Raw genomic sequence first — 18038 nt, 5'->3', positions numbered from 1 at the left:
GCGGATTGGATGCCCTGCGGTGTAGCACCAGGCAGGATCATTCCCTACGCCTGGCATGACAATGCCTGTGCGCACGCTGCGCGTTCGGCTTTGTGGATCAGCTAGAATGGCCTCCCCGTTTTCACCGAGCCTGCCATGACGCCCATCCAGCAACACGCCCAACTCGACTGGGATGAACAGGGTCGCCCGCGTTCGCGGGTGTTCGACGACGTGTATTTTTCCGATCAGTCGGGGCTGGATGAAACCCGCTACGTGTTCCTTGAACAGAACCAGCTGGCCGAGCGCTTCGCCGCGCTGCCCGAGGACGGGCGCCTGGTGATCGGCGAAACCGGGTTCGGCACCGGCCTGAACTTCCTCTGCGCCTGGCAGTTGTTCGAGCAGTGCGCACCGGCCGGGGCGCGGCTGCATTTCGTCAGCGTCGAGAAGTACCCCTTGAGCCCCGAGGACCTGCGTCGCGCCCTGGCCCTCTGGCCGCAGCTTCAAGCCCAGGCGCAGCAGTTACTGGACCAATACGTGGCCATCCACCAGGGTTTCCAACGCCTGGTCCTGGCCAATGGCCGGGTGACGCTGACCTTGCTGATCGGCGACGCGCTGGAGCAGTTGCCGCAACTGGATGCCCGCATCGACGCGTGGTTCCTCGACGGGTTTGCACCCGCCAGGAACCCCGAGATGTGGACGGCCGAGCTGTTCGCCGAACTGGCGCGGCTGGCGGCCCCGGGATCGACCCTCAGCACCTTCACCAGCACCGGTTGGGTTCGGCGGTTGCTGAACGCGGCAGGTTTCAAGATGAAACGCACGCCCGGCATCGGCCATAAATGGGAGATCCTGCGCGGCGTGTTCCTGGGCCGGCCGGAACAGACACCGGCGCCGTCCGCGGCAAAACCCTGGTACGCCCGCCCCGCGGCCCTCGGCAACGAGCGTCGGGCATTGGTGATCGGTGGCGGCCTGGCCGGTTGCGCCAGCGCCGCCAGCCTCGCCGCGCGGGGCTGGCAGGTGACGCTGCTGGAACGACACGCCGGGTTGGCCGAAGAGGCGTCGGGCAATCCGCAGGGCGTGCTGTACCTCAAGCTGTCGGCCCACGGCACCGCGCTGTCGCAGATGATCCTCAGCGGCTTCGGCTACACCCGCCGTCTGTTGGAGCACCTGCAACGGGGCGTCGACTGGGACGGCTGCGGCGTCCTGCAACTGGCCTTCAATCACAAGGAAGCCGAGCGCCAGGCGCAACTGGCCGAGGCGTTCCCCGCTGACTTGCTGCACCCCCTGGCGCAGCCCGAGGCACAAAGGCTGTCAGGTATCGGCCTGGCCTGCGGTGGTCTGTTCTATCCCGAAGCCGGCTGGGTGCATCCGCCGGCGCTGTGCCGCTGGCAGGCCTCGGGCACCGCGATCGAGGTGCAAGCGCACCATGACGTGCTGCAATTGCGTCGCGTCGATGGCCAGTGGCAAGCGTGGGACGGTCAACGCTGCCTGGCCAGCGCGCCGGTGGTGATCCTCGCCAGTGCCGCCGAAATCAAGCGTTTCGAACCGGCCGCCGGATTGCCCCTCAAGCGCATTCGCGGGCAAATCACCCGGCTGCCGCAAACCGCGCGCAGCCAGGACCTGGCGACCGTGGTCTGCGCCGAAGGCTACGTGGCGCCGCCACGTCTGGGCGAGCACACCCTGGGCGCCAGCTTCGACTTCAACAGCGACGACCTGACCCCCACCGCCGCCGAACACGCCGGCAACCTGCAGATGCTCGAAGAAATTTCCGAGGACCTGCTCGAACGCCTCGGCGCCGCCACCCTGGACCCGCAACGGCTCGAAGGCCGCGCGGCGTTCCGCTGCACCAGCCCGGACTACCTGCCGATCGTAGGGCCCCTAGCTGACAGCCAGGCCTTCCACGAGGCTTACCACGCCTTGAGCAAAGACGCCCGGCAAGTGCCGGACATCCCCTGCCCCTGGCTCGACGGCCTCTACGTCAACAGCGGCCACGGCTCGCGCGGCCTGATCACCGCGCCCCTGTCGGGCGAACTAATCGCCGCCTGGCTCGACGACGAACCCCTGCCGCTGCCCCGAAGCGTGGCCGAAGCCTGCCACCCGAACCGGTTCGCGTTGCGAGCGTTGATTCGAGGCAAGGCCTGAACCACATAAGAATCCCTATGGAAGCCGTTGGCGACTCTCGAACGGAACGATGAATTCGTGAAAACTGCACTGGCCGTGATAAGCACCCCAGAATAAGCCCTATTCTGCCGTCGATGCAGATTCAGTCGGAGCTATCCAATATGCATCTCTAACCTCATCTAAAGCCTGCCATGGTTCAGGGCCGAACCTCGCATTTGGACAGCCGCCAGCCCCGTAGCTGGCCATGACGCATTGTGTAAAATCCTGCACGAACAGTAGAGTTCGCGCCACTGAATGGAGTTAGGGCATGGGCATGAATAAAATAATAAGGCTTATCGCACTGGCTGCGATTATCACAAGCGCTGCATGCAGCAAGCAGGATAACTTCAACACTTTGTCGCCAGGCGAGATGCTCAAGCCCATTTCCTTGCAAGCTCACAACAACCCTACGTGGGCAAGTTCTGACTCCCAGTACGAGAAATCGCAGAACCCTGCCAAATGGTCGCCTTATTTCTGGGCATCGAATGCAGCGGCGCTTCAGAGCATCGCCAATGACAAGCCTCGCCTTGAGGCGACGGTCAGGGCTCTGATGGATGAGATGAAGGCAAACTCGATTGTTGATAGCGATGGTAACTACCGAGTCATCTACCGGTTCCCATACGTCTTCGACAAGTACCCGATGTCGGCGCCTTGGTACTCGGCTTTCGGGAACGCGGCTATCGCTGTAGGCCTGATGCACATCAGGAACTCGACAGGGGACACATCGAACGATGGGTTGATTAATGAATACCTGGACACCATCGTCAAGAAGTATTCATACAAGACCCCTGAAGGAAACATATGGTTTGCTGAATACATCTCTGATGACCTCCCTGATGGCCATGTGAGCGTGATCAACGGTCACTTCTTCGTGGTCGCCGCCATGTATGAATGGAAGAGCATGAGTAAAACAAATCGGTACGACAGGCCAATATCCCAAGGATTGGATACCATGCGCGACGAGTTGCCAAAGTTCATTCAGGAAGGATACTTCTCATACGCTGATGGTTTCAAACACATGAAGGATTATGGTCAGCAGCGTGCAGTAAACTTCGCTGTTGCTTCCTGCAAACTCCGCGACGAAATATGCCCCATCGCTGTTCGGTATCAGAAGCTCTTCAATGAATGGTCGAAGTGATGGTCCTGTCGTTGGCGGTTACCCCATAGCAGGCCCATCCGCCATTCCTGCACTGCCGGTCGCACCTGCGTCGGCGACCATCAGTGCAGGGGCAGTACCATTAGCCCCGCCAGCTTCTGCATCGGCGTCATGCGAGAGCCCGCCGGAGCCGTCCCGTCCGTCGGCTTATAACGCATCGATCTAAAACTCACAGCAATCCCACCGGTCAGTTTCAGAGTACCCGCCCTTTCGGCGGACGTTGCTTGACCCCTCCCCAACGGAAAAACCGGTAAGGACTTATGTGCGGATTAGCTGGAGAGTTACGTTTCGATCAACAACCTGCGGACCTTGCGGCCGTAGAGCGAATCACCCATCACCTGGCCCCGCGTGGCCCTGACGCATGGGGTTTCCATAGCCAGGGGCCGATTGCCCTAGGCCACCGTCGCCTGAAGATCATGGACCTGTCGGACGGCTCGGCGCAGCCGATGATCGACAATCAGTTGGGCCTGTCCCTGGCCTTCAACGGCGCCATCTACAACTTCCCGGAACTGCGCGCCGAGCTTGAAGCACTGGGCTATGCCTTCCATTCCGGCGGCGACACCGAAGTGCTGCTCAAGGGCTATCACGCCTGGGGCGAGGCCCTCCTGCCCAAGCTCAACGGCATGTTTGCCTTCGCCATCTGGGAACGGGACGCCAAGCGGCTGTTCATCGCCCGCGACCGCCTCGGCGTCAAGCCGCTGTACCTGTCGCGCACCGGCCAGCGCTTGCGCTTTGCCTCGGCCCTGCCGGCCCTGCTCAAGGGCGGTGACATCAGCCCGATGCTCGACCCGGTGGCCTTGAACCATTACCTGAATTTCCATGCGGTGGTGCCGGCGCCTCGCACCCTGTTGGCCGGCGTCGAAAAACTACCGCCAGCCACCTGGATGCGGGTCGAAGCCGACGGCACCACCGAGCAGAAAACCTGGTGGACCCTGCCCTACGGCCCCCGCGCCGATGAGCAGAACCTGAACCTGGAAGACTGGATCGACCGCGTGCTCGACAGCACCCGCGAAGCCGTCGCCATTCGCCAACGCGCGGCCGTCGATGTGGGCGTGCTGTTGTCCGGCGGCGTCGACTCGAGCCTGTTGGTGGGGTTACTGCGCGAAGTCGGCGTGGAAGACTTGTCCACCTTTTCCATCGGTTTCCAGGATGCCGGCGGCGAGCGCGGCGACGAATTCCAGTATTCGGACCTGATCGCCAAGCACTATGGCACCCGCCACCATCAGCTGCGCATCGACGAAAAAGAGATCATCGAACAACTGCCGGCGGCCTTCCGCGCCATGAGCGAACCGATGGTCAGCCACGACTGCATCGCCTTTTACCTGCTGTCGCGAGAAGTGGCCAAGCATTGCAAGGTGGTGCAAAGCGGCCAGGGTGCCGATGAGCTGTTCGCCGGTTATCACTGGTACCCGCAAGTGGACGGCGCCAGCGACCCTTACGCGGCCTACCGTGCCGCATTCTTCGACCGTAGCTACGAGGAATACGCCGACACCGTGGAGCCCAAGTGGCTGACGGCCAATGACGCCGCCGGTGACTTCGTCAAGGAACATTTCGCCCAACCCGGCGCCGACGCCGCGGTCGACAAGGCGCTGCGCTTGGACAGCACGGTGATGCTGGTGGACGACCCGGTCAAGCGCGTCGACAACATGACCATGGCCTGGGGCCTGGAAGCGCGCACGCCGTTCCTCGACTACCGGTTGGTGGAGCTTTCGGCCCGGGTGCCGGCGAAGTTCAAGCTGCCCGACGGCGGCAAGCAGGTGCTCAAGGAAGCCGCCCGGCGCGTGATCCCCAGCGAGGTCATCGACCGCAAGAAGGGCTATTTCCCCGTGCCTGGGCTCAAGCACCTGGAAGGCGACACGCTGGCCTGGGTGCGCGAACTGCTGCTGGATCCGAGCCAGGATCGCGGCCTGTTCAACCCGGCCATGCTCGACCGCCTGCTCACCGACCCCAACGGCCAATTGACCCCGCTGCGCGGTTCGCGCCTGTGGCAACTGGCGGCGCTGAACCTGTGGCTCAGCGAGCAAGGAATCTGATTGATGAAACCCCACCCTACCGTTCACAACCAACGCCTCTTGCGGGGCCAGGCGCCTTCGTACGAACGTCTGCAGGCGCGCCTGGCCGAAGATGGCAGCGCAATGGGCGCCGACCCGATCGCCGTCCACTGCGGCTGGGGTCGGCTGCTGATCGGCCACACGTTCCCCGACCCGGCTTGCCTGGCCCAGGAACTGCTCAATGAGCAACCGGGCGAACGCGACATTGCCCTGTACGTCGCCGCGCCCCAGCAAGTCCTGGGGCTGGAACCGGCGCATCTGTTCCTCGACCCGTCCGACACCTTGCGCCTGTGGTTCAGCGATTATCGCCAGGCCACGCGGGTGTTCCGTGGGTTTCGCATCCGCCGGGCGCAAGGGGACGCCGACTGGCAAGCCATCAACCAGCTTTACCAGGCCCGCGGCATGTTGCCCATCGACCCGCAACGCCTGACCCCGCGTCACGAAGGCGGCCCGGTCTACTGGCTGGCCGAAGACGACGATACCGGCGCGGTGATCGGCAGCGTCATGGGCCTGAATCACCAGAAAGCCTTCAACGACCCGGAAAACGGCAGCAGCCTCTGGTGCCTCGCCGTGGACCCGCAATGCTCACGGCCAGGTGTTGGCGAAGTGCTGGTGCGCCATCTCATCGAGCATTTCATGAGCCGGGGCCTGAGCTACCTCGACCTGTCGGTGCTGCACGACAATCGCTTGGCGAAAAACCTCTACGCCAAGCTCGGTTTCCGCAACCTCTCGACCTTTGCCATCAAACGCAAGAACGGCATCAACCTGCCGCTGTTCCTTGGCCCGGGTCCCGAGGCTCAGTTCAACCCTTATGCGCGGATCATTGTCGAGGAAGCCCACCGTCGCGGCATCGAGGTCCAGGTGGACGACGCCGAGGCCGGGTTGTTCACCCTGGTCCACGGCAGCCGCCGGGTGCGTTGCCGCGAATCCCTGAGTGACCTGACCAGCGCCATCAGCATGACCCTGTGCCAGGACAAGAGCCTGACCCACAAGGTGCTGAAGAACGCCGGCCTGAACCTGCCGGCGCAACAACTGGCGGGCAATGCCGACGACAACCTGGCGTTTCTCGACGAGCACGAACGGGTCGTGGTCAAGCCGCTGGACGGTGAACAAGGCCAGGGCGTGGCAGTGGACCTGCGCACCATTGAAGAAGTACAAGCCGCCATCGAAACGGCCCGGCAGTTCGACAGCCGGGTGCTGCTGGAAAGCTTCCACGAAGGGTTGGACCTGCGAATCCTGGTGATCGGTTTCGAAGTGGTGGCGGCCGCCATCCGGCGGCCGGCGGAAGTGATCGGCGACGGCCGCCACACCATCGGCGCCCTGATCGAAGCCCAGAGTCGCCGACGCCAGGCCGCCACGGGTGGCGAAAGCAAGATCCCGATGGATGCCGAGACCGAGCGCACGCTCAAGGCGGCGGGGTTCGACTACGACAGCGTCCTGCCGGCCGGAGAGCACCTGTTCGTGCGGCGCACGGCCAACCTTCATACCGGCGGGGTACTGGAAGACGTCACCGGCATCCTCCACCCGACCTTGGCCGATGCGGCGGTACGCGCCGCCCGAGCGTTGGACATTCCCATGGTCGGCCTTGACCTGCTGGTGCCGGCGGCCGACCAGCCCGACTATGTGTTCATCGAAGCCAACGAACGCGCCGGCCTGGCCAACCACGAACCGCAACCCACTGCCGAACGCTTTGTGGACCTGCTGTTTCCCCATAGCCAGGCGGTGGCCTGAGCACCGTTCACAGTGGCGAGGGAGCTTGCTCCCGCTGGGTCGCGGAGCGCCCCCCTTCGATGCGAATGTCCGGATTATTCAGGGCTGGAGCTGCGACCGCTTTGCGTTCGAACGAGAGCAAGCTCCCTCGCCACAAGGCTCTTCTGCCTAACCTTATCGTCCGAGAGGAGTTTCCATGATCAGCAAAATTCCCGAACCGAATCTCGAATACCTGCAAAAAGTCTTGCTGGAAATGCTCGCCATTCCCAGCCCGACCGGCTTCACCGACACCATCGTGCGCTACGTTGCCGAACGGCTCGAAGAGTTGGGTATCCCCTTTGAAATGACCCGTCGCGGCACCATCCGCGCCACCCTCAAGGGCCGCAAGAACAGCCCCGACCGCGCGGTGTCCGCGCACCTGGACACCATCGGCGCCTCGGTACGGGCCATCAAGGACAATGGGCGCCTGACCTTGGCCCCGGTGGGCTGCTGGTCGAGCCGGTTTGCCGAGGGCAGCCGGGTCAGCCTGTTTACCGACACCGGCGTGATTCGCGGCAGCGTGCTGCCCTTGATGGCATCCGGGCATGCGTTCAACACCGCCGTGGATGAAATGCCCATCAGCTGGGACCACATCGAACTGCGCCTGGACGCCTACTGCACCACCCGCGCCGATTGCGAAACCCTGGGCGTGAGCGTTGGCGACTACGTGGCCTTCGACCCGTTGCCGGAGTTCACCGAAAGCGGTCACATCAGCGCCCGCCACCTGGATGACAAGGCCGGCGTCGCCGCGCTGCTGGCGGCACTCAAGGCCATTGTCGACAGCGGTGAGGAACTGCTGATCGACTGCCACCCGCTGTTCACCATCACCGAGGAAACCGGCAGCGGTGCAGCCGCCGCGCTGCCCTGGGACGTCAGCGAATTCGTCGGCATCGATATCGCGCCGGTCGCGCCCGGCCAGCAGTCGAGCGAACATGCGGTGAGCGTGGCCATGCAGGACTCCGGTGGCCCCTACGACTACCACCTGTCGCGGCACCTGCTGAAACTGGCCAAGGAGAACGAGCTGCCGGCCCGCCGGGACCTGTTCCGCTATTATTTCAGCGACGCCCACTCGGCCATCACCGCCGGCCACGACATTCGCACCGCCCTGCTGGCCTTCGGCTGCGACGCCACCCATGGCTACGAACGCACCCACATCGACAGCCTGGCCGCCCTCAGCCGCCTGCTCGGCGCCTACATCCTCAGCCCACCCGTGTTTGCCAGCGACGCGCAACCGGCCCAAGGCTCGCTGGACCGCTTCAGTCACCAGATCGAACACGATGCGCAGATGGAAAGCGATACCCGGGTGCCTTCGGTGGATAGCCTGCTGGGGCAACGGTCGGACAACTGAGTCGCCCGCCTTGCGGGGCGGCGTCAGCAAAACCGATTTCGCAAGCAAGCTCGCTCCCACAAAGGTTGCATGCCAATGTGATAGCGAGCTTGCTCGCGAAGCCGTCAGCGCACCCCGGCAAGCCCCCCAAGGCTAGCCGCAAACGCCCGTTGGCCGTAGCATCGCCTCATTGTCTAGCCGAGGTACCCCATGCTGATTCCCCACGACCAACTCGAAGTCGACACACTCACCCGCCTGATCGAGGATTTCGTGACCCGCGACGGCACCGACAATGGCGACGACACGCCCCTCGAAACCCGCGTACTGCGCGTGCGGCAAGCGCTGACCAAGGGCCAGGCGATGATCGTGTTCGATCCCGAGAGCGAACAATGCCAACTGATGCTCAAGCACGACGTGCCCAAGCACCTATTCGACTGAACAGGCCTTGCGCTGGGCGTGGGCTTTTTTCTTCTGGATCTTTTCGTAGATTTCGGAGCGATGGACATCGATGTGTCGGGGCGCTTCGACGCCAAAACGCACGGTGCCGCCGGTGACCGACAGCACGCGAACGGAAATGTCGTCACCGATGGAAATCAGTTCGCCCACAGCGCGGCTTAGTACGAGCATGGTTCTTGTCCTTAAGAATGTCTGGACCTCGACCATGCCCGGCCTGATTCAGCTTCTCAAGGCTCCCACGACAAATCAGTAAGGCCCTACAAGCAAAGCACTTCGGGCTGACGGAAACGTCCTGCAAAACCTGTATAGCGGCGTTTATTTCAGGTCGCCGAGAAGCGTGGCCCGAACAGGATCACGCTCGCCCCCAGCACGCAAAGCGCCACGCCGATCCAGTCCGAACCCAGCGGCCGCACCCGTTCCACCACGGCCAGCCAGCCAATCGAGGCGATGATGTAGATACCGCCGTAGGCGGCGTAGGCGCGACCGGCATAAGTGGCTTCGATGCGGGTCAGCAACAGGGCAAAGAGGGTCAGGCTGATCAGCGCAGGGGCGATCCACCAGGCGCTCTTGCCTTGGCGCAGCCACATCCAGAACGCGTAGCAACCGGCGATTTCAAACAGCGCGGCAAGAAAGAACCACAGGTAATTGAGCATGCAAATGTCCATCAGGAAGGCCGAATCGCGCCATCCTGAGGACACCGGGCCGCCAGGTCAACTCGGGTTCTGTCGAGCCTTGGCGCGCATCTTGTCGGCCATGACGGTCATTTCGTCGTAGAGCTTCTGCGGGGCCTGCTGCTTGAGCGCCCACGCCGCCCGCCCCTGCTCGTGGGGCAGGATCATGAACTGGCCCAAGACGACGTGCTGGTAGATGTAATTGGCGATGTCGGCGGCGCTGATGGGCGAGCTTTCCAGCAGTTTGCCAACCTGGGCCTTCATGGCCGGTGTCGGCCCACGGAAGGAGTCGAGCAGGTTGGTCTGGAAGAACGACGGGCACACCACGTGCACGCCGATTTCCTGCTGGGCCAGTTCAACCAGCAGGCTTTCCGACAAGGCCACCACGCCGGCCTTGGCCACGTTGTAGTTGCTCATGGCCGGCCCTTGCATCAGCGCGGCCATGGAGGCGATGTTGATGATTTTGCCGCGGCTCTGCTCCAGCAACGGCAAGAACGCCTTGCAGCCCTTGACCACGCCCATCAGGTTGATTGCGATCTGCCAGTCCCAGTCTTCCAGGGACAGTTCGCTGAAGAACCCGCCCGAGGCCACGCCCGCGTTATTGACGATGATGTCGATGCCGCCGAACTTCTCTTCGCAGGCCTGGGCGAAGGCCGTCAGTTGGCTGTAGTCGCGCACATCGCAACGTTGGATGAAACCGTCGCCACCTGCCTCGCGCACCAACCTCAGGGTTTCCACCAGGCCGGGCTCACTGACATCCGACAAGGCCAGGCGCCAGCCTTCGCGGGCCCAGCGCAACGCGATTTCGCGGCCCAGGCCAGAGCCGGCCCCAGTGATCATCATGCGATTTTGCATAGCAGACAGCCTTGTTGTTCCGGGAGAGATAGGCCGAGTGTAGCGAAGGACCCGGCCGTCCCCACGCTCCATCAGATTGCTGAATGGCGAGGGCAAACCATGGCGGGATGTGAAGGGCCCCGTGGCGGCTTGCACACTTTGTAGCGGGTACTAAAAAACATTGAATTTTTTACAGGACGTTACGGTCGGACCTATTAAGCCGCCCGGATTTAATGCATGCGCGCTGGCAGTCAAAAGTTGCATCAACCCAGAACTGACCAATAAGGAAATCTACAATGGGCACAATTCTTATCATTATCCTGATCCTCCTGCTGATCGGTGGTCTGCCGGTCTTCCCGCACTCCAGAAGTTGGGGTTACGGCCCGTCCGGTATTATCGGTGTGGTGTTGGTGGTGCTGTTGGTCCTGCTACTACTGGGCAAGATATGAACCACTAAGAACAAAAAAAGAGGCCCTTACGGGCCTCTTTTTTTATGCTCGCCGATAATCAGTCCGGCTTGCCGTCGATAACACCGGCGGTGTTATCCAACAAGCTCTTGGTGGCCGTCTGCAGGAACGACTCGAGCTTGAGTTTCATCGCTGCGGTGTCCGGTGCATCCGGGACGATCTCCGCACGGGGGTTGGCACCCAGTTCATAGCGATACATCTTTGGCGGCATTTCCTTTTCCTTCGGCAGCACCAGGATCTGGTCGTCCTTGATGATCGCCGTGGTCTGTTCGCTGCCCGATGGCTTGATCACGCCAAAACCGGTATCGCCCTGCGGCAGGTTCAAAAGGTCACGCCCCCAGCACTGGTTGCGCACCTGACCGCCGATCCGGCCCATGATGGTCGGCACGATATCGACCTGGGTACCCACGGTGTGGCTGCGCTGGCCGAACTTCTCCTGGACGCCCGGGCCGATCAGCAGCAACGGCACGTTGAAGCGGCCCAGGTCCATTTCGGTGATCTGGCGTTCGTTGCCGAAGCCATGGTCGCCCACCACCACAAACAGGGTTTCCTTGAAATACGGTTCCTTGCGGGCCTTCTCGAAGAACTGGCCCAGGGCCCAGTCGGCGTAGCGCATGGCGGTCAGGTGTTCGTTCAGGCTGCCACGGTCGGTCACCCGCTCCACTGGCAACGGTGTCGGCAGCGCATACGGCGTGTGGTTCGACAGGGTCTGCAGCAAGGCGTAGAACGGCTTGCCGTTTTCCCGCGCCTTGAGCTCGATCAGGCCACGGTCGAACATGTCCTGGTCGGACACGCCCCAGGTCGGATCGGAGAACACCGGGTTGACGAAGTCGTTACGCCCGATGAAGTTGGTCATGCCCTGGCTGCTGAAGAACCCCGACTGGTTGTCCCAGGCAAAGTCGCCGTTGTAGACGTACACGTCGTCGTAGTCACGGGCACTGAGCAACTGCGGCAGGCCCGACAGCTTGTGGCTGCCTTCCGGCGTCTGCATCAGGTATTCGAAACCGGGCAGGTTCGGGAAGCACGCCATGGTGGCGAACATGCCCTGGTGGGTGTGGGTGCCGTTGGAGAAGAAGCGGTCGAACAGCAGGCCTTCCTTGGACAGCTTGTCCAGGTAAGGCGTGATGTTGCCCGATGCGCCCAGGGCGCCCACCGAGTGACCGGCCATGCTTTCCATGAGGATCACCACCACATTTTTGATGGGCAGCGTCTTGTCGGTCGGCGGCGTGTAGTCGCGGCGCACGGCGGCGGTCTCGGTGTCCACCAGCTTGTCGTCGGGCATGACCAGCATGTCGCGCACGGTCTGCTGGGCCAACGGTTGTTCGAGGGTGGCTTTCCAGATGTTGTCACGGTCTTCGGACATCCGGCTCTTGGCCGCCGCCACCAGCGACAGCGTGCCGTTGAGGCCCAGCTGGTTGGCGAAGTTCGAGTCGGTGGTGTACACGTCGCCCCAACGCAGCGGCGGGCCCTGGCGCAGAGTGCCACGGGCGGCGACCACGGCCACCAGCAGGCAGACCATGAACACCGCTACACGTCCGTACCACGGGGCGATCTGGCGCGTGCCGATGCTGCCACCGCTGAACGGGCCGCGCGGACGGGTCGCCCGGTCGGCGCCCTTGAACGCCAGGCTCAGGATGATCGTGCCGCCGACCCAGGCCAGCAGGTAGCGCACCACCGGGAAGCCGTACCAGAGCATGCTCATCACGGTCTTCGGGTCTTCCTTTACATACTGGAAGACCAGGCCGTTGAGACGCTGGTGGAATTCACGGTAGAAGTCCATCTCCATCAGGCCCAGGAACAAGGCGATGCTGGAGGTGACCGTCAGCCAGAAACGAAAGAACCCACGTGCCGCCATGGCCCTGGCGCTGAACAACGCCAGCAGCAATGGAATGCAGAGGTAGACCACCAGGCGCAGGTCGAATCGCAAGCCGTTGACGAACGCTTCGACAAAGGTAGAGGCCGGGGTGTCGAGGATCATCTCGCGGTTGTAGACCAGCAGCGCCACGCGCAGCAGGCTGAACATGACCATCATCACCAGGGCGCAAAGCAGGGTGTAGGCCAGGTGCGATTTGACGGTCGGTTGCAGCAGGCGATGCGTAGTGCGCTGCTGACTCAGGGCGTCCGGGATTGCCATGTCGTTTTAGGACCTATTGGAGTTTGAGTGACAAAAAGGAACAACGGCGCGCCCTCTGTTGGCCAATGCCTGGCCCCGGGGCTTGCGCGAGTGCGCAAATGTTTGCACGAACGGCCATGGCATTGCCATTAAATAACCGGCCGCGATAAAAGCGCGGGGGATTGTCCGCAAGGTTTTGTGAAAATTTTGTTCAATGAATATTCAGAAACACAAAATCCCCGGTGCTACGCATAGGCGAGACGAACTCATTGTGGCGAAGGAACTTGCTCGCGCGAAGCTGCGCGGCAGTCGCAAAACCGACCAAATGAGACATGCCTGATCAAGCGCGGTGACTGGATTGGGCTGCTTCGCCGCCCAGCGGGAGCAAGCTCCCTCGCCACAGAATGCACCTTTGCCTCAGAAAGCTCTCCCCAGAGGGATTCTTAGCGATTAGTGAAACTGCCGCCCCAACCCCGCCGGCACGCCTTCGATGGTGGTGTCTTCCCACGGGCCGTTCGGGCTGACGGAGCGGCTCCAGCCGTTGTTCCAGCGGTAGTAGGTGCGTTGGCGATAGAAGGTGTTGGTCTGGTTATCCAGCACATACACCCCCAGCTTGGCATCCCAATGGCTGTTGCCGCCCGGCGGCGGGGCGAAGCTGGCGGAGGTGCGTGGTACAGGCTTGGCCGGTTTGCTCGGGGTGGCCGGTTTGCCCGGCGGCGTGGACGGGCCAGGCTTGGTGGTCGGGGTCGACGGCGGAATCGGCGGCAGTGGCGTCGAAGGCTCCGGCGGACGCTGGACCGCACAAGCGCTCAGGCCCAGGACGAGCGTGAGCAAGGTGATGCGAGCGATGGCGGTCATGGTGCGAATTCCTGTTATTGGTCCGGGCTGTCGATGGTCAGGTGCTGCGACGCGGTGGTGCTGCTCGCCAGGGGTTGGCTGCGGCCGATCCATTCACCGGCGGTGGGTTGACCGGCACGGGAGATCCGCGCCACCAGTTGGACTTCAGGGAAGTTCGACAGTTTCAGCTGCGGCATCATCGCGTCCGCATCCCCCAGCTCTACGGTCACCGGCAGGTCGGCGACGGTCAGGCGCTTGGCCGCCAGCGGGGCCGGCGGGCCGGACGCGGCGCGGGCGAAGATGAACACGCTGTCGCCTGGCTGCACCTTGGCCTTGAGCGCCGGCGCCAGCTCGACACGCACCTTGAGCACGGCGGCCGCCTTGGCGGCAGGTGCCTGGGTCTGAGCCTGGGCCGGCGCAACCTGGCCGCCAGCGGCCTGAAGCTTCTCGGTGGCGCGGGCGATACCGCCCTGCAACGCCTCGCGGGACTTGTCACCCTCCGGTAGCTCCACCAACAGGCGGCTCCAGTAATCGATCGCGTCCTGGTAACGTTCGCCCTCGAACGCGGCGATGCCCAGCAGGCCGAGGCTGGTGACCTCCTTGGGATCGAGCTTCAGCGCTTCGTCGGTCAGGGCCTGGACCTGGTCCGACCATTTCTTGCCGTCGGCGAAGTACTGCGCCTGGGCCCACTGGCCCAGCAGTTCGGGTTGGCGGCCCGCCACCGCCACGGTGCGCTGGAAGATCTTCGCTGCATCCGCGGGCCGATCCTGGGCCATGTACGTACGGCCAAGGAAATACAGGCCCTCGGCGTTGTCCGGTTGCGCCGCCACCGCCCGCTCCAGGCGTTGGGTCATTTCTTCCATCGACTGCGGCGCCTGGGCGAACTCACGGGTCAGTTCGACCTTGTCGCTGGCACCGAAATGCAGGTACAGCCCCAAGCCCAGCAACGGTACCAGCACGGCGGCGAGCAACGGCAAGGGCTTGCCCAGGCGCGACTCGCGCGGCGCATCGGCGCCCTCGGTGTCGGCCAGCAGCTCACGGGCGGCTTCGGCGCGGCCGGTGTCCAACTGCGCGGCGTTGAGCACGCCCTCCTCCCGCTCGGCCTGCAGTTGAGCGACGCGCTCCTGGTACAGCGCCACGTTGAGCGCGGTACGGTCCTCTTCGCGCTGGGCACGGCGACCACGCAACACAGGAATCAACAGAAAACTCAGGGCAATCAGGAGCAGCAGACCTGCGGCGAGCCAGAAATCAATCATGCTTGGTTGTATCCAACAGTTGGTCGAGGCGCTGGCGCTCTTCGACGGAAAGCGTGTCCGGGGCGGCCGTACGCTGCACCCGACGGCGGCGAACGATCACGGCGATGACCACGAAGCCACCGAGCAACAGCCCGGCGGGGCCGAACCAGAGCAGCGCGGTCTTGGAGGACAAGGCGGGGTTGTAGCGCACGAACTCACCGTAGCGGTCCACCATGAAGTCGATGATCTGCTGGTTGTCCTTGCCCTCGCCGAGCATGCGGAAGATTTCCTTGCGCAGGTCAGCGGCAATCGGTGCGTTGGAGTCGGCGATGTCCTGGTTCTGGCACTTGGGGCAGCGCAGTTCCTTGGTCAGCTCGCGAAACCGCTCGCGCTCGCCCTCGTTGGCGAATTCGTACGTGTCGATGGCGGCGTGGGCCACCCCCACCAGGCTCAACCCGAGCATGGCGGCTGCCAGCCAGCGCCTCATGGCTTGGCCTCGTCAACCAGTGCCTGGTATTTGGCGGCCAACTTCTCGCGCCAGACCTGTTCGTCGATCACCCCGACAAACTTGTCGCGGATGATGCCCTTGGCGTCGATGAAGAAGGTTTCCGGCGCCCCATAGACCCCCAGGTTCAGGCCCAGGGAACCCTCCTCGTCGCGAATATCCAACTGGTAAGGGTTATGGAACTCGGCGAGCCATTTCAGCGCGTCGGCGTTGACGTCCTTGTAATTGACGCCGTAGATCACCACGCCGTTCTGCGCCAGTTTGTTCAGCACCGGGTGCTCGACCCGGCAAGAGATGCACCAGGTGCCCCACACATTGACCAGCGCCGGCTTGCCCAGCAGGTCGGCGCGGGTCAGGGTCTTGTCACCCTGCACCGACGGCAGGGAAAACTCCGGGAACGGCTTGCCGATCATCGCCGAGGGCAGCTCGGCCGGGTTCAGGTAAAGCCCCCGGTACAGAAACACCGCCACCACCAGGAACAGCGCCAGCGGCAACACCATCATCCAACGTCTCATGCAGTGGCTCCCGTCACGCCCAGGGCTTCGCGCACCCGGGTTTTCACCTTGACCCGATAACGCCGATCCAGCGCCGCCAGGACCCCGCCAAGACCGGTGAGCAGGCCACCGAACCAGATCCAGCGCACGAACGGCTTGACGTGCACCCGCACGGCCCAGGCGCCATCGCCCAGGGATTCACCCAGTGCCACATACAGGTCGCGGGTGAAACCGGCATCGATGCCGGCCTCGGTCATCACCGAGTTCTGCACGGTGTACAGGCGTTTTTCCGGGTGCAGGACCGTCACTTCCCGGCCGTCGCGAATGACCCGCACGGTGCCTTTGTCGGAGGTGAAGTTCGGGCCTTCGAAATGCTTGGCGCCCTCGAACACGAACTGATACCCGGCCAGCTCCATGGACTCTCCCGGGGCCAGGCGCAGGTCGCGCTCGGCGCTGTTCTGGCTGGACAGCACCACGCCCAGGGCGCAGACGGCGATGCCCAGGTGGGCGATCTGCATGCCCCAGTAGCTGCGGGTCAGGGTTGGCAGGCCCTTGACCAGGCCTTTGTGGCGGGTCTTGTCGAGAATGTCTCGGACACCGGCCAGCAGCACCCAGGCCGCCAGCACGAAAGTGGCCAGCACCGCCCAGTTGAAGTCGCCATAGGCCACCCCGGCCACCACGGCCAGGGCCGCCGTGCCCAGCAGCACCGGCGTCAGCATGCCCAGCAACCACTTGACCGGCGTGTCTTTCCAGCGCACCAGTACGCCGATGGCCATCACCACCATCAGGATCCCCATCAGCGGGATGAACAAGGCGTTGAAGTACGGCGGACCGACCGACAGCTTGGCCCCGGACAACGCATCGAGCACCAGCGGGTACAGCGTCCCCAGCAGGATCATCGACGCGGCCACCACCAGCACCAGGTTGTTGCCCAGCAACAGGGTTTCCCGCGACCAGAGGTTGAAGCCCACCTGGCTTTTCACCACCGGCGCGCGCAGGGCGAACAACGTCAGCGAACCGCCGACCACGCACAACAGGAACATCAGGATGAACACGCCGCGCTCAGGGTCCGAGGCGAAGGCATGCACCGAAGTCAGGACACCGGAGCGCACCAGAAACGTCCCGAGCAGGCTCAGGGAAAACGCCGCGATGGCCAGCAGCACGGTCCAGCTCTTGAACACGCCACGTTTTTCCGTGACGGCCAGGGAATGGATCAGTGCCGTGCCCACCAGCCAGGGCATGAACGAGGCGTTTTCCACAGGATCCCAGAACCACCAGCCGCCCCAGCCGAGTTCGTAGTAGGCCCACCACGAACCGAGGGTGATGCCGATGCCGAGGAAGGCCCAGGCGACAATGGTCCAGGGCCGCGACCAGCGAGCCCAGGCGGCATCCAGGCGTCCGCCGAGCAAGGCCGCGATGGCGAAGGCGAAGGCCACGGAGAAGCCGACGTACCCCATGTACAGCATGGGTGGGTGCACGATCAGGCCGATGTCTTGCAACAGCGGATTGAGGTCGCGGCCATCGCTGGGCATCTGCGGCAGGATGCGCTCGAACGGGTTGGAGGTGACGATCAGGAACAGCAGGAAGCCGGTACTGATCATGCCCATCACCGCCAGTACCCGGGCCAGCATCACCTGGGGCAACTGCCGGGAGAACACCGAGACGGCGAAGGTCCAGCCGGCCAGGATCAATGCCCAGAGCAGCAGCGAACCTTCATGGGCACCCCACACCGCACTGAACTTGTAATACCAGGGCAACGCGCTGTTGGAGTTGCTGGCGACGTAGGCCACGGAAAAATCGTCGGTCATGAAGGCGTAGGTCAGGCAACCGAAGGCGAACACCATGAAGGCGAACTGGCCCCACGCCGCCGGCTGGGCCAGGCTCATCCACAGGCGGTCGCCGCGCCAGGCACCGAGCAACGGCACCACGGCCTGCACTAGGGCAAAGCAGAGGGCCAGGATCATCGCCAGGTGGCCCAACTCGGGAATAAAGATACCGGTGCTCATC

General features: G+C 63.4%; 16 protein-coding genes. 7 read left to right on the top strand and 9 right to left on the bottom strand.

What is annotated here, in order from left to right; genetic code table 11:
* Positions 1-135 precede the first annotated feature (135 nt).
* From mnmC to KI241_RS07660, 6 genes are all read left to right on the top strand, one after another.
* Entirely contained in the window at positions 136-2118 is a 1983-nt protein-coding gene (gene mnmC / locus KI241_RS07685) for a bifunctional tRNA (5-methylaminomethyl-2-thiouridine)(34)-methyltransferase MnmD/FAD-dependent 5-carboxymethylaminomethyl-2-thiouridine(34) oxidoreductase MnmC (RefSeq protein ID WP_212803523.1), read from the top strand.
* 286 nt (positions 2119-2404) lie between these two features.
* The gene (locus tag KI241_RS07680; protein WP_123578566.1) at positions 2405-3274 is read left to right on the top strand and encodes a D-glucuronyl C5-epimerase family protein; all 870 of its coding nucleotides are present in this window, start codon (positions 2405-2407) and stop codon (positions 3272-3274) included.
* A 278-nt stretch (positions 3275-3552) separates the two neighbouring features.
* Positions 3553-5325 (top strand): N-acetylglutaminylglutamine amidotransferase, encoded by a 1773-nt coding sequence (locus KI241_RS07675; RefSeq protein ID WP_123578565.1) that lies wholly within the window; start codon positions 3553-3555, stop codon positions 5323-5325.
* A gap of 3 nt (positions 5326-5328) precedes the next feature.
* Positions 5329-7074, top strand: a complete 1746-nt coding sequence (gene ngg, locus KI241_RS07670) for an N-acetylglutaminylglutamine synthetase (RefSeq protein ID WP_047737608.1) — start codon at positions 5329-5331, stop codon at positions 7072-7074.
* Positions 7075-7252: 178 nt separating this feature from the next.
* A complete protein-coding gene (locus KI241_RS07665; RefSeq protein WP_212803863.1) occupies positions 7253-8440 on the top strand; it encodes an osmoprotectant NAGGN system M42 family peptidase in 1188 nt (395 codons plus the stop codon).
* A 189-nt stretch (positions 8441-8629) separates the two neighbouring features.
* On the top strand, positions 8630-8857 hold the full coding sequence (locus KI241_RS07660) for a YheU family protein (protein WP_024778700.1): 228 nt from the start codon (positions 8630-8632) through the stop codon (positions 8855-8857).
* Here KI241_RS07660 and csrA read toward each other — a convergent pair.
* From csrA to KI241_RS07645, 3 genes are all read right to left on the bottom strand, one after another.
* Entirely contained in the window at positions 8846-9046 is a 201-nt protein-coding gene (gene csrA, locus KI241_RS07655) for a carbon storage regulator CsrA (protein ID WP_042730428.1), read from the bottom strand. The genes KI241_RS07660 and csrA overlap by 12 nt on opposite strands.
* A 149-nt stretch (positions 9047-9195) precedes the next feature.
* Complete coding sequence (locus KI241_RS07650) at positions 9196-9528, bottom strand: YnfA family protein (protein ID WP_042730434.1); 333 nt, start codon at positions 9526-9528, stop codon at positions 9196-9198.
* Between the two features lie 57 nt (positions 9529-9585).
* Positions 9586-10401, bottom strand: coding sequence for an SDR family oxidoreductase (locus KI241_RS07645; protein WP_212803522.1), 816 nt, complete (start codon positions 10399-10401; stop codon positions 9586-9588).
* 275 nt (positions 10402-10676) lie between these two features.
* On the opposite strand from KI241_RS07645, the gene KI241_RS07640 reads away from it, so the two are divergent.
* Entirely contained in the window at positions 10677-10829 is a 153-nt protein-coding gene (locus KI241_RS07640) for a DUF3309 family protein (protein ID WP_003183939.1), read from the top strand.
* A 58-nt stretch (positions 10830-10887) separates the two neighbouring features.
* Here the strand turns inward: KI241_RS07640 and KI241_RS07635 are convergent, their stop codons facing one another.
* From KI241_RS07635 to KI241_RS07610, 6 genes are all read right to left on the bottom strand, one after another.
* Positions 10888-12981, bottom strand: a complete 2094-nt coding sequence (locus KI241_RS07635) for an LTA synthase family protein (protein WP_123578563.1) — start codon at positions 12979-12981, stop codon at positions 10888-10890.
* A gap of 429 nt (positions 12982-13410) precedes the next feature.
* The gene (locus tag KI241_RS07630; RefSeq protein WP_042730425.1) at positions 13411-13818 is read right to left on the bottom strand and encodes a hypothetical protein; all 408 of its coding nucleotides are present in this window, start codon (positions 13816-13818) and stop codon (positions 13411-13413) included.
* A gap of 14 nt (positions 13819-13832) precedes the next feature.
* Positions 13833-15053 carry a c-type cytochrome biogenesis protein CcmI gene (ccmI, locus tag KI241_RS07625; protein WP_053146502.1) on the bottom strand — a complete coding sequence of 407 codons (1221 nt, stop codon included), beginning with the start codon at positions 15051-15053 and terminating at the stop codon, positions 13833-13835.
* On the bottom strand, positions 15046-15519 hold the full coding sequence (locus KI241_RS07620) for a cytochrome c-type biogenesis protein (RefSeq protein WP_013973856.1): 474 nt from the start codon (positions 15517-15519) through the stop codon (positions 15046-15048). Before KI241_RS07620 ends, ccmI begins: the two co-directional genes overlap by 8 nt.
* On the bottom strand, positions 15516-16052 hold the full coding sequence (locus KI241_RS07615; RefSeq protein ID WP_053146500.1) for a DsbE family thiol:disulfide interchange protein: 537 nt from the start codon (positions 16050-16052) through the stop codon (positions 15516-15518). Before KI241_RS07615 ends, KI241_RS07620 begins: the two co-directional genes overlap by 4 nt.
* Positions 16049-18037, bottom strand: coding sequence for a heme lyase CcmF/NrfE family subunit (locus KI241_RS07610; protein ID WP_123578562.1), 1989 nt, complete (start codon positions 18035-18037; stop codon positions 16049-16051). Before KI241_RS07610 ends, KI241_RS07615 begins: the two co-directional genes overlap by 4 nt.
* Between the last annotated feature and the right edge of the window lies 1 nt (position 18038).

Origin of the sequence: Pseudomonas sp. Cab53 (genome assembly GCF_018325965.1) — a bacterium.
Lineage (GTDB): Bacteria > Pseudomonadota > Gammaproteobacteria > Pseudomonadales > Pseudomonadaceae > Aquipseudomonas > Aquipseudomonas chlororaphis_E.
This window is presented reverse-complemented; position numbering and strand designations above follow the sequence as displayed.

What these genes read in the sequence shown, in the direction of transcription:
- mnmC (WP_212803523.1), top strand. Translation starts at nt 136, where the DNA reads ATGACGCCCATCCAGCAACACGCCCAACTCGACTGGGATGAACAGGGT.
- KI241_RS07675 (WP_123578565.1), top strand. Translation starts at nt 3,553, where the DNA reads ATGTGCGGATTAGCTGGAGAGTTACGTTTCGATCAACAACCTGCGGAC.
- KI241_RS07615 (WP_053146500.1), bottom strand. Translation starts at nt 16,052, where the DNA reads ATGAGACGTTGGATGATGGTGTTGCCGCTGGCGCTGTTCCTGGTGGTG.
- KI241_RS07620 (WP_013973856.1), bottom strand. Translation starts at nt 15,519, where the DNA reads ATGAGGCGCTGGCTGGCAGCCGCCATGCTCGGGTTGAGCCTGGTGGGG.
- KI241_RS07650 (WP_042730434.1), bottom strand. Translation starts at nt 9,528, where the DNA reads ATGCTCAATTACCTGTGGTTCTTTCTTGCCGCGCTGTTTGAAATCGCC.
- KI241_RS07660 (WP_024778700.1), top strand. Translation starts at nt 8,630, where the DNA reads ATGCTGATTCCCCACGACCAACTCGAAGTCGACACACTCACCCGCCTG.
- KI241_RS07635 (WP_123578563.1), bottom strand. Translation starts at nt 12,981, where the DNA reads ATGGCAATCCCGGACGCCCTGAGTCAGCAGCGCACTACGCATCGCCTG.
- csrA (WP_042730428.1), bottom strand. Translation starts at nt 9,046, where the DNA reads ATGCTCGTACTAAGCCGCGCTGTGGGCGAACTGATTTCCATCGGTGAC.
- KI241_RS07645 (WP_212803522.1), bottom strand. Translation starts at nt 10,401, where the DNA reads ATGCAAAATCGCATGATGATCACTGGGGCCGGCTCTGGCCTGGGCCGC.
- KI241_RS07630 (WP_042730425.1), bottom strand. Translation starts at nt 13,818, where the DNA reads ATGACCGCCATCGCTCGCATCACCTTGCTCACGCTCGTCCTGGGCCTG.
- ccmI (WP_053146502.1), bottom strand. Translation starts at nt 15,053, where the DNA reads ATGATTGATTTCTGGCTCGCCGCAGGTCTGCTGCTCCTGATTGCCCTG.
- KI241_RS07610 (WP_123578562.1), bottom strand. Translation starts at nt 18,037, where the DNA reads ATGAGCACCGGTATCTTTATTCCCGAGTTGGGCCACCTGGCGATGATC.
- KI241_RS07680 (WP_123578566.1), top strand. Translation starts at nt 2,405, where the DNA reads ATGGGCATGAATAAAATAATAAGGCTTATCGCACTGGCTGCGATTATC.
- ngg (WP_047737608.1), top strand. Translation starts at nt 5,329, where the DNA reads ATGAAACCCCACCCTACCGTTCACAACCAACGCCTCTTGCGGGGCCAG.
- KI241_RS07640 (WP_003183939.1), top strand. Translation starts at nt 10,677, where the DNA reads ATGGGCACAATTCTTATCATTATCCTGATCCTCCTGCTGATCGGTGGT.